The sequence below is a fragment of the Leptospiraceae bacterium genome (genome assembly GCA_016708435.1).
In the GTDB taxonomy this organism is placed as follows: domain Bacteria; phylum Spirochaetota; class Leptospiria; order Leptospirales; family Leptospiraceae; genus UBA2033.
The window spans coordinates 1-10,147 of the sequence record JADJFV010000011.1 but is presented as its reverse complement, the minus strand read 5'-3'; the positions used below and the strand labels follow the sequence as shown (position 1 = coordinate 10,147).

The 10,147-nt window shown below is 35.8% G+C and carries 21 protein-coding genes and 1 pseudogene; 19 read left to right on the top strand and 3 right to left on the bottom strand.

Annotated features, from left to right (window positions below; all coding sequences use genetic code 11):
- Positions 1-40 precede the first annotated feature (40 nt).
- From IPH52_15495 to IPH52_15405, 19 genes and pseudogenes are all read left to right on the top strand, one after another.
- Positions 41-298: a transposase gene (locus IPH52_15495; protein MBK7056417.1), complete on the top strand. Its 258-nt coding sequence runs from the start codon at positions 41-43 to the stop codon at positions 296-298.
- Positions 299-378: 80 nt separating this feature from the next.
- Complete coding sequence (locus tag IPH52_15490) at positions 379-1,050, top strand: IS3 family transposase (GenBank protein ID MBK7056416.1); 672 nt, start codon at positions 379-381, stop codon at positions 1,048-1,050.
- Between the two features lie 5 nt (positions 1,051-1,055).
- On the top strand, positions 1,056-1,199 hold the full coding sequence (locus tag IPH52_15485; GenBank protein ID MBK7056415.1) for a hypothetical protein: 144 nt from the start codon (positions 1,056-1,058) through the stop codon (positions 1,197-1,199).
- A gap of 281 nt (positions 1,200-1,480) precedes the next feature.
- Positions 1,481-1,804 (top strand): hypothetical protein, encoded by a 324-nt coding sequence (locus IPH52_15480; protein MBK7056414.1) that lies wholly within the window; start codon positions 1,481-1,483, stop codon positions 1,802-1,804.
- Positions 1,764-1,937 (top strand): hypothetical protein, encoded by a 174-nt coding sequence (locus IPH52_15475; protein MBK7056413.1) that lies wholly within the window; start codon positions 1,764-1,766, stop codon positions 1,935-1,937. Before IPH52_15480 ends, IPH52_15475 begins: the two co-directional genes overlap by 41 nt.
- Positions 1,894-2,016: a hypothetical protein gene (locus IPH52_15470; protein ID MBK7056412.1), complete on the top strand. Its 123-nt coding sequence runs from the start codon at positions 1,894-1,896 to the stop codon at positions 2,014-2,016. The genes IPH52_15475 and IPH52_15470 overlap by 44 nt, the downstream gene beginning before the upstream one ends.
- An 80-nt stretch (positions 2,017-2,096) precedes the next feature.
- Positions 2,097-2,315, top strand: a complete 219-nt coding sequence (locus IPH52_15465) for a hypothetical protein (protein MBK7056411.1) — start codon at positions 2,097-2,099, stop codon at positions 2,313-2,315.
- Between the two features lie 364 nt (positions 2,316-2,679).
- Positions 2,680-2,832 carry a hypothetical protein gene (locus IPH52_15460; GenBank protein ID MBK7056410.1) on the top strand — a complete coding sequence of 51 codons (153 nt, stop codon included), beginning with the start codon at positions 2,680-2,682 and terminating at the stop codon, positions 2,830-2,832.
- Positions 2,833-2,942: 110 nt separating this feature from the next.
- Positions 2,943-3,735: pseudogene (locus IPH52_15455) on the top strand (phage antirepressor protein).
- 43 nt (positions 3,736-3,778) lie between these two features.
- Entirely contained in the window at positions 3,779-4,198 is a 420-nt protein-coding gene (locus IPH52_15450; GenBank protein ID MBK7056409.1) for an AAA family ATPase, read from the top strand.
- Positions 4,188-4,682: a ParA family protein gene (locus IPH52_15445; protein ID MBK7056408.1), complete on the top strand. Its 495-nt coding sequence runs from the start codon at positions 4,188-4,190 to the stop codon at positions 4,680-4,682. The genes IPH52_15450 and IPH52_15445 overlap by 11 nt, the downstream gene beginning before the upstream one ends.
- Position 4,683: 1 nt before the next feature.
- Positions 4,684-5,202, top strand: a complete 519-nt coding sequence (locus tag IPH52_15440; GenBank protein ID MBK7056407.1) for a hypothetical protein — start codon at positions 4,684-4,686, stop codon at positions 5,200-5,202.
- Positions 5,203-5,260: 58 nt separating this feature from the next.
- Positions 5,261-5,428 (top strand): hypothetical protein, encoded by a 168-nt coding sequence (locus IPH52_15435; protein ID MBK7056406.1) that lies wholly within the window; start codon positions 5,261-5,263, stop codon positions 5,426-5,428.
- 244 nt (positions 5,429-5,672) lie between these two features.
- Positions 5,673-5,840: a hypothetical protein gene (locus tag IPH52_15430; protein MBK7056405.1), complete on the top strand. Its 168-nt coding sequence runs from the start codon at positions 5,673-5,675 to the stop codon at positions 5,838-5,840.
- Entirely contained in the window at positions 5,837-6,052 is a 216-nt protein-coding gene (locus tag IPH52_15425; GenBank protein ID MBK7056404.1) for a hypothetical protein, read from the top strand. Before IPH52_15430 ends, IPH52_15425 begins: the two co-directional genes overlap by 4 nt.
- 119 nt (positions 6,053-6,171) lie before the next feature.
- The gene (locus tag IPH52_15420) at positions 6,172-6,582 is read left to right on the top strand and encodes a hypothetical protein (GenBank protein MBK7056403.1); all 411 of its coding nucleotides are present in this window, start codon (positions 6,172-6,174) and stop codon (positions 6,580-6,582) included.
- Between the two features lie 26 nt (positions 6,583-6,608).
- Positions 6,609-8,507, top strand: coding sequence for a beta-propeller fold lactonase family protein (locus tag IPH52_15415; protein MBK7056402.1), 1,899 nt, complete (start codon positions 6,609-6,611; stop codon positions 8,505-8,507).
- Entirely contained in the window at positions 8,489-8,737 is a 249-nt protein-coding gene (locus tag IPH52_15410; protein MBK7056401.1) for a beta-propeller fold lactonase family protein, read from the top strand. The genes IPH52_15415 and IPH52_15410 overlap by 19 nt, the downstream gene beginning before the upstream one ends.
- Positions 8,738-8,861: 124 nt before the next feature.
- Positions 8,862-9,095, top strand: coding sequence for an ABC transporter substrate-binding protein (locus IPH52_15405; protein ID MBK7056400.1), 234 nt, complete (start codon positions 8,862-8,864; stop codon positions 9,093-9,095).
- Here IPH52_15405 and IPH52_15400 read toward each other — a convergent pair.
- From IPH52_15400 to IPH52_15390, 3 genes are all read right to left on the bottom strand, one after another.
- A complete protein-coding gene (locus tag IPH52_15400; protein MBK7056399.1) occupies positions 9,064-9,207 on the bottom strand; it encodes an IS3 family transposase in 144 nt (47 codons plus the stop codon). The genes IPH52_15405 and IPH52_15400 overlap by 32 nt on opposite strands.
- Positions 9,208-9,250: 43 nt before the next feature.
- Positions 9,251-9,424: a DDE-type integrase/transposase/recombinase gene (locus IPH52_15395; GenBank protein ID MBK7056398.1), complete on the bottom strand. Its 174-nt coding sequence runs from the start codon at positions 9,422-9,424 to the stop codon at positions 9,251-9,253.
- 472 nt (positions 9,425-9,896) lie between these two features.
- Positions 9,897-10,034: a hypothetical protein gene (locus IPH52_15390; GenBank protein ID MBK7056397.1), complete on the bottom strand. Its 138-nt coding sequence runs from the start codon at positions 10,032-10,034 to the stop codon at positions 9,897-9,899.
- Positions 10,035-10,147: the final 113 nt, after the last annotated feature.

Genomic DNA, 10,147 nt, shown 5'->3' with positions numbered 1-10,147 from the left:
AAAAGTGGACACGATTTTAGGTTTCCAAAAGGAGACCAAGTTGAGAGTATATACAAAAGAATTTAAATTAGAGTCAGTAAGACTTTACATTGCAAATGAGAAAAATAAAAAGAAGACAGCGCGGGATTTAGGAATACCCGTATGTACGCTGAAAAGTTGGATTGAGAAACATATGAATGAAGCTGTAAATAAACCAAAAGAAAAGCCCAAGAAAAGGGACTATGAAAAGGAACTGAAAGAGAAAGATAAACTCATTCAAAGATTAGAAGACGAGAATTTAATTTTAAAAAGTCAATAGGCATTTTTACGAGAGACCCTCAACAAAAATAAATAAGTTTTTTCATAAAAGAAAATAGAGAAGTTTTTGATGTGGTAAAAATGTGCGAAGCTTTAGAAGTCTCAAGAAGCGGTTTTTATAGTTGGTTAAATAGGCAAGAGAGTAAAAGAAAACAGTATCATCGTTTTTTAATTTCTTGGATCGTGCAAATTCATGCAGAGTCTAAAGAAACTTATGGAGCAGAAAGAATTCAGCAAGGTCTATTTGAAAAAGGAATAAAGTGCGATGTTCGTGTAGTATCTAGACTTATGAAGGTAGCGAAAATAAGCAGTAAAATAAAGGCTGGATTTAAACCATCAACGACAGATTCGAATCATGAGAATAGAATTTCGCCAAACCTTTTGGAAAGAAATTTTCAAGTTGAGAAACCAAACCAGGCGTGGGTATCCGATATTACCTACATATTCGTAGGCAATACTTGGATGTATCTTTGCGTAGTCATTGATCTTTTTAACCGAGAAATAATCGGTTGGAATTTCGATGATAATATGGAAACACCTCTTCTTATTAAGACATTTGAAAATGCGGTTAATACTCGTAAGCCAGAGAAGGATTGTATTTTTCATTCAGATAGAGGAGTGCAATATACAAGTAATGAATTTAGAAGTTTATTAGAAAAAAATAAAATGCGTCAAAGTATGAGTCGAAAGGGAGACTGCTGGGATAATGCAGTAGCCGAAAGTTTCTTCAAGACTCTAAAAGTAGAAAAGTAAATCATATGAAATATGAAACTAAGCAGGAAGCGAAAACAGATTTATTTAGATACATTGAAATTTTTTACAATCGAAAAGATTTCATCTCGACTTTAGGCTTTACAAGCCCAGTCAATTTTAGAATACAATATGAGAAGCGGATTGCCTAAAATCGTGTCCATTAAATATGTAGTAGTCCAATACGATGTTTAACTAAAAAAATGGGGATGCTTTCACAGTCCCTAAAAAATGATATTATAGTTGGCAAAACTATTATAACATAAGCAGCTTGGTCAAGGCACTCAATTTGGAGATGGATATGAGGAATCATCCTTCTATCTTTGCTGCTGTCGCTTGGAAATATCCAGCGCAATTCCAAGTCTGTCAAAATAAAGAAGCGAATGATAACACGTGAAAAACTTTCCTTCTTATTTAGGAAGAAGGCTATTCCTTGTTATCTGCCGTTGGTATTATTCTTATCGTTGTTGCGTCGCTAAAGAACTCAGACCAGACTGAAGAAGAGCAATTAGCTGTCTTACAAGCTAAGATAGAAAAACACATACCATTAGAAAAATACGAAAAAGAAGCCTATTGCGATCTACTTTGGAAAGTAAAACAGGTAAGATTATGTGCTTGCCAAAAGAATTTTATAAAGGATATTGGGAGTTTAACAGGGTATCCAATTCAAGAACATGATTTAGATTGGAGAGGTTCTGAAAACATTCGAGGAAGCGTTGCAAGAGGCTTTCAGGAGAACAAAAGCAGATATTTCTAAGTTTCAACCCAAGCAATGGGCGAAAGATATTAATGGAAAGTCTGGTGTTGTTGAATGGAAGGGATTTGGTGGAGCAGAAGTTAGCATTGATGCACAAATTAGAGGGTTCAGATGTATTTCATATTGGATATAAATCCTCTGGCAAAAAAGAAGACAGGATAAAGGGTCATATCTTTTTAGATTGTGTACCTTATTTCAGGAATGCAAAATGATTAACTTTGTAAAAGAAAGCATCAATGAAGCTTTACATACAATAGGTATAAACTAACAGAAATGTCTAAGTTTAAAATCCGTGTTTTTTCGTCAAAAAGTCTGGGATACTTTTACGGATGGAAAATACCACTACGCTCCATGGGAATCAGCTGCTGAACATGGTGGTTTTAGTGTCTGCGATGCTAATGCATGGAAATGGCTAGATGAATTTCTATTACCCAATGAATTTTATCTTTTCTTTGATAAAGGGGATGATTCCACAATTTATATTTTTCCAGAAAACCAATCTTTTCACTAAATTTCAAAACTGAATTTCCTGATTATATTTTTTATATCACTAATGAAAATCTAGACTTTAATCTATCAAAATGATAGTGATTACCTTCGTTGTATCGGCACCTGCCGAGCCTTGGCTTCGCAATAAAGTTAAAGAACTTTCCAAGACAGGTTGGGTCGATATGGAAGGAAAGAGTTATTTGTAATTTAGTAAATTTTTTAGCACTCATCGAACTTTAAAAACCTATTCACTAAAGATGACAATCGTTTTTGAAGTAAAACGTATTTTCCCTCTTGACGTAAATAATTACAGAAATACCTTCTATTTTGTCCTAGTATTAGACTAGGATGGCAAGTAGTTAGATGCTACACAAGCAAGGAAAGCCATGCCAAAAGACAAACTAGTTCACAATTATGAAGTAGAGCAATATGTTCACGCGGAGCAGACAAGGTTAAACAATCCTGAAATCGGTCTTGCGAATCCTGATAAAGAACAGAAGAATCCGGACGAAAAGCAAAAGCTGCTCTCGATTGGGTAAAGGTTGTTAACTCCCTAAGCATCCTTCGGCAAATGGCGTTATGCCGTTGCTTATCAAAGAGAAGATTGATGATATATTAGAGAAAGGGTTGTGGGATGGAGGAGAGGAAAATGCAAAATAAAATAATAGTCTTTGAAAGCAAAAGCATCAGGCGGATTTGGTTTAACGAAGAATGGTATTTTCCGTAGTGGATATTGGGAGTATTGACAGATAGCTTAGATGCCAAGGATTATTGGTATAAGATGAAAAATAGAGTTCAGTTGGAAGATGGACTTGAGTTATCGACAATTTGTCGACAACTGAAACTCGAAGCAAGCGATGGCAAAAATACAAAACGGATTGCTCTAAATGCACAGGACTATTTCGTATTATCCAATCTATTCCTTCTCCTAAAGCAGAACCGTTCAAACAATGGTTAGCAAAAGTTGGTTATGAACGAGTGCAAGAAATCGAAAATCCCGAGCTTGCACAAGAAAGAATGAAAGAATTGTACGAACAAAAGGTTATCCCAAGGACTGGATTGATAAACGACTTCGAGGGATTGCCATTCGTCAAAATCTTACCGATGAATGGAAAGAGCGAGGTGTTCACTCCGAGAAAGATTATGCAATTCTCACTTCTGAAATTTCAAAGGCTACTTTCGGTTTAACTCCCAATGAATACAAACAAGTAAAAGGTTTAACCAAGAAGACAAAAATCTCCGTGATCATATGACAGACTTAGAGTTATCTTCACAATGCTCAGGGGAAAAGTCACTAGAAATTTCTAAAAGAAAAGCCAGATACATTTGATAAGAATAAAAGTAGCCAAACGTGGCGGTAGTGTAGCGGGTAACGCACGTAAACAAACCGAAAAGGAATTGGGCACAAAAGCATTATTACGAAAGATAACTTTTTGCCTTAGGAAAAAGAAATGTGGGAAGAAGTAATGTATAGACAGCAAAAAAGTGAGGATTAAATCATATGGCAAAATAATTTCAATTGTAAACTTTAAAGGTGGTGTAGGAAAGACTACCATTACAGTGAACTTAGCGGCGGCACTGGCTAAATTTCATAACAAAAGAGTTTTAATTATAGATATGGATCCACAAATGAATGCGACTGGGTATTGCTTGAATCTAAATGAACGATGGGATTTCATTCAATCGAATCGAAGAAATATTTATTTTGCAATGTTGGACTGGGTAACAAAAGGAACGTCTTCTTTTAATATAGACAATTACATTATAAAATCAGTCTTTGAAGAGAAAGGCAAACAAATATTACCCGCACTAGATATATTGCCTGGAGCAGTGGACATGATAGAAGCTAATAAAATTTATAGAGCACAAAAGAATAAAGGGCTGATGGGAATTTATTCTATCTGATATAATTAAGACGACGAACGATTATGATTTTATTTTAATAGATACTTCTCCCAGCTTAGGTGGTGAGACAAAGAATGCGATTATTGCAAGTCATGGATTTATTTGTTCCTTTACTCCTGAACCATTTGTTCAATTAGGCTTAGAGGTTTTAATAAAATGCCTTCACCAAATATCTTTTAAACACGAAACATATAAAAAAATTCATCTACAATTTTTAGGTGTTGTATTCACAAAATATATGTCAAGGCTTACCATTCATAAAAGCTATATAAATAATTGTATAGAAAGACTCTCTGCGCCTCATATGATTCACTATGGCTTTAATCCAAAAGATGATAATATATTTCACACCAAGCTTTCTAATAAAAGCGCGTATTTAAAATCAGTAAGAGATAATTCACCTATGTGTTTTTCAAAGGATGCAGTTGCTAGAAAAGAAATCCAAGATTTGACTGAAGAGTTAATAAATAGGATAGGAGGATAATATGGAATACTCACAAGCAATTAAAAATTTAAAAACTAATATTCTAAAAATAAAAGAAGGATTAGATATTTTAGATAAAAGTAGCAATCGTAAATCAACTTCCTTTATTCAAGAAATTACAAAGAGTATTAAAGACTTTGAATTTAATACAAAAAAACTAAAATTAGATTTGAAGAGTATTGGAATTGAAAGTAAACAAATTGAAAAAGAACTTAAAGATGCTAAGGGTATTCTAACACAACAAGACTTTGTCGATTTACTTTCAACAGAACTAATCAATAGTAATCCTTCAAACAAAGAATTAGCGTTGCTTTTAGTTTTAGAAAAACCAGTTATCGAACTGAAAGGAATTATTGCAAAGAAGATAAAAAGCAAATACCTCCAATTGAGTCATGGGAAGAAGAACGTATATTTAAAGAATTTGCGGATACTGATAAGTATCCAGCGAATAAAGATATTTTTACTAAGCTTCCAAAAGAATATAAACCAAAATCACTTCCTAAAAAAAGAGAAGATGTAATAAAGAAACTAGTAGAGATTGTAAAAAACACTCGTTCAGGCTATATTATGGAGAAGGTATGAATGAATCAGATATTGAAGATATTCTAGAAACTCATCCCTACTTAATCGACAAAAAATTTCTGGCTAATACTAAGTATACTTATAAAAGACAAGAAACTCAATCGAAAGATGCAAGAACAGATTTAGTATTTACCTTTGAGCAAGAAAAGAAATTATCCTTGTAGAATTAAAAGACGATTCTAAAACTTCCAGACTATAAGCAAATCTTGAGATATTATAATAGGCTAAAAGCTAATTATACTTATCCTTGGAAAATTAGTGGTTATCTAATTGGATACCCTAATCCAAAGGAATTAGATTATGACAAAAGAAGTTTTAAATGGTTGAAACTTCTTTACTTAGAAAAAGATATTCCAATTCAAATTAGAATTTGCGAAAAATGCAGAAAAGCAAATTCCTCTATTTCTTATGAATGCAAATATTGCTTTAAGAGAAGATAAATGGTATTCCTCCATTCAGGACGTATTATTGGTATTAACCGGTAGTAGCGATATAAAGCAATATATAAAGAAATTAAAAAGCCGCGATCCAGAACTTAGTAACTACTGGGTACAATATATACCCCAGTTGAAATGATAGCTGCTGATGGAAAGAAAAGAAAAATCCAAGCAGCTAAAGAATGGAAGCTGCTGCTCACCAACCGACTCCAGCAGGAATCCATTCAGGAAGGCGAGCCCGACGCTCTGTCGGACAAAGGAAAGCAAATCCTGCACAGGATAAAACAATGTGTAACGAGCAGCGGAACGCCCGATTTACCACATACAAGCAAGGTTTTTAACCCAACCTAACCTTTGTAAAAAAACCTATGTAGTTCAAAATTTTCCTCACTTGACAGCATTGAATAGATGCATAGAATGCGTAAACAATTCGTTACTATATGAAAAAACACTTGGTCAGGAGAAAAACGATGAAAAGAACTCTTCCATTTTTGTTAATAATTTTATTACTATCATGCAATAAATCAGGAGATAGCTTTTTAGAACTCTCCCTACTTTACAAGCGACTTTTAAATTTGAATAGACCTATCCTCACGTTAAATGGAAAAGCGCAAATGACGGGTTCTATCAAAAATGCAACTGTGCAAGCGAGAACTATTCCCACTAGTGGCACGGATGCGGGAAAATGCAATGGGACAGCGGGGTCGTTATTAGCAAACGGGATTACTACTTCAGGATTCGGACAAAAACAATGGAGGGACTTATTCTCTGAGTATGGAAAGACCGGAAGCAAATTTGGTTTGCATTGTTGTGACTCCTACTTCTGCTTCTACTACCTATTCGCCATTTCGAAGAAAAGCATTTTCATGGACAGTGCCTGAAACAGCAAGCTCCAATTCGACGCGGAATGGTTTCTGTTGTTACATTCACTGCCTCGAATACTACAAGTAGCACAAGACTCAATACAAACGTAAACCCTTTAACGAATATGGGAGCGGGGAAATTTTCTTCCTTAGTAAAATATAGATTATCCGCTAACCAATTGAATCCATCTATCCATTCCAAGAATAGCGAACTAATTTTACAGACTCTAAGCAATGCCGATTTGGAAGGTATGGCGACTACAGCTAATGAATATATTGGAGAAATATTCTTTGGCTCTAGCAAAAAGTTTGATCCTTCCAAAGCAAATTTAAGTGACCCAACTTCTTCCGATTATGATTCGACGAATGCAAAGGTGTTTCTAGCTACTTTAGGAGGAATCGACTCTGTCGTATCGGATGTATTGAAGGGCAAAGGTATTTCTGACTCATCGGGACTAGAAGTCACTTCGTCTTATAATTCGTATACCAATATTTTGATGGGGGATATTTTAGGAGACGGGAAATTAGATGGAAAGAATGTATTGAATGAGTCAGGAAGCGCATTGGTAATTTCTTCTGAATACACAGCCATAGCTTCAAGCCCATTAGCCAATATTGCTTCTGGAATGAAATCGTATTTATTGCAGGCTAGTTCTTTTACTTCTGATGATGGAACTGGAATTACTTGGACAAGTTCGGATCTTTCAAACTCTGCTTTGATAGGCGGAAATGTTTTAGCGTCAGGCGGAAGCGCATCTGCGATTGCCTATTTAAGTGCTAGTTATACATTAGCAAGAGGAGTCCCCATGTCAACTTTAACACCGGTAATTGCAAGCACTGTCACAAACTGCATTTCAACTCCTGCCCTGCCAACAGGATTAAGCATCAACGCAACCACTTGTGCCATTAGCGGAACTCCTGCAAGTAGAACAAGCATCTACTGCCTATACAATCTCAGCGGGAAGCTTAAGCGAGTGGTGAATATCACAATTTTATCTGCTCCAACTGCAATCTCTTTATGTTGGCTCGCCGTATTTCTTTACAAATGGAATTGCAATTACCGCTCTCACTCCAACGATCACAGGTGTGGCGACAACATGCACAGCAAGCCCACTCTTCCTACAGGTCTAAGCATAAGTGCGACTTGTGTGATTAGCGGAACTCCATCGCAAGGAACTGCATTGACTGATTATACAATCACGGCTACCAATGTTGCGGGAAGTATTTCTGCCGTTATTCGCATGAGAACATTTTTCTCTGTTCCTAAATTTGCCTATTCTCTCAACTATGCAACGCATGATGTTTCAGCGTATTCTATCAATTCGTCTACGGGCGCTTTAACTTCTGCGGGGACGGTTGTAGCCGGCACCAATGCAAGAGGAGCAATGGCAGATCCTACGGGTAAATTTTTATATGTAGTTTCAAAAGGAAGTAGTGAGATTAGAGCCTTTTCAATTAATCCTACAACAGGAGGCATTACATTAGTGGGAGGTCCGGTAGCAACCAAGTCAGAGTTTGTTTTCATTCATCCCACCGGAAAATTTGCTTACGTAGCAAATAATGGAGGAACCATTTCCTATTTCTCCATAAATACAGACGGAACTTTAAATTCGGTAGGCTCTGTTGGGGCTGGCTCGAACACATACTATGTAAGAGTAGATCGAGAAGGAAAATTCGCCTATGCAGTAAGCAATGGAACGACTCAGATTTTTAGTTATTCGATCAATCAAGCAACAGGTGCTCTAACACAGGTAGGAGGTCCTGTATCCACGGTCGGGGGTGATCCTAGAACAGTAGAAATTGATCCAACCAATACTTATATGTATTCAGCAAATTTTGCTTCAAATGCTATCGCTCTCTTTACGATCCATCCTACTACAGGTCTTTTGACCTACGTAAATTCTTATGCTACCAGTATCCTGGATTGGAATCAATTAGTGTAGATTCAACTGGCAAATATCTTTATTTTACAAGGGACACCGCACAAATAGGAGTAATGACGATTAACCAATCAACAGGAGCATTGACTATTACAACAAATGTAACCTCAGGTGCAAACAATTGGGTTCGGTTATTCCCTGATCCTTCTGGGAAATTTATTTATGGTGTAAGCTGGAACGGTGGGACTATCAATTATTTTCTTATCAACCAGGCTAATGGTGATTTAACCTAAGGTCCAATCTACTCTGCCGGAACCAATCCAAATGGAGTGACAGTCACAGGGCGGGGAATTAGTTGGTCGTTAGCCGCAGATTTTTAGGACTTAATGTAAAGTGCAGATAATAGAGAACTACCCAATGATTGCCCGATACTTTTTACTCCTTCTTTTATTTATACACCTTGCTTCGCTCGATAGAATTCATCTTCAATTAAAATGGTATCACCAATTTCAATTCGCCGGCTATTACGCAGCAATCGAGAAAGGATATTACTCTGATGTCGGGCTAGATGTGCAGCTTGTTGAAACTCTGGACTACTGCATGTTTAGTGGACACAGATTTAGGCAATCCGCTTCTCATATTGTATTCTAAAACTGACTGGGCTTGTAAAGCCTAAAGTTGAATGAAATCTTTTTCGATTGTAAAAAACTTCAATGTATCTAAATAAATCTGTTTTCGCTTCCTGTTTAGTTTCATATTTCATATGATTTACTTTTTCTACTTTTAGAATCTTAAAGAAACTTTCACTACTGCATTATCCCAGTACTAACCGCATTTTCAAATGCCTTAATAAGAAGAGGTGTTTCCATATTATCATCAAAATGCCAACCGATTATTTCTCGATTAAAAAGATCAATGATAACACATAAATACATCCAAGTATTGCCTACGAATATGTAGGTAATATCGGATATCCACACTCGGTTTGGTTTATTAATATAAAAATTCCTCTCTAGAAGGTTAGGCGAAATCCTAATTAGTATGATTCGAATCTGTTGTTGATGGTTTAAATCCAGCCTTTATTTGCTTATTTTCGCGATCTTCATAAGCCTGGATACTACGCGAACATCACACTTTATTCCGATCTCGTATAGACCTTCTTGAATCCCCTTTCTGCCCGTAAGTTCCATCAGATTCAGTATGAATTTCTAAGATCCAGGAAATTAAAAAACGATGATACTGTTTTCTCTTACTCTCTTTCCTATTTAACCAACTGTAAAAACCGCTTCGTGAGACTTCTAACGCTTTACACATTTTTGTCATCAAAAACTTTCATTTTCTTTTATGAAAGAAAACTTATTTTTTTTGTTGCGGGTCTCTTACAAAAATGCCTATTGACTTTTAAAATCGATACCTCGTCTTCAAGTTTTTGAATGAGTTTATCCTTCTCTTTCAATTCTTTTCATAATCTCTTTTCTTGGTTTTCTTTGGTTTGTCCAATGATTCGTTCATATATTTTCCAATCCAATTATTTAAAGTTACTGCGGTTATTCCTAATTCCCCGCGCTGTCTTCTTTTTTTTCTTCCCATTTGCAATACGTAAAGTCTTACTGACTCTAATTTAAACTCTTTTGTGTATACCTCCTCATCTCGGTCTCCTTTGGGAAAACCTAAAATCGTGTCCCTTTTTATGCAGTAGTCCA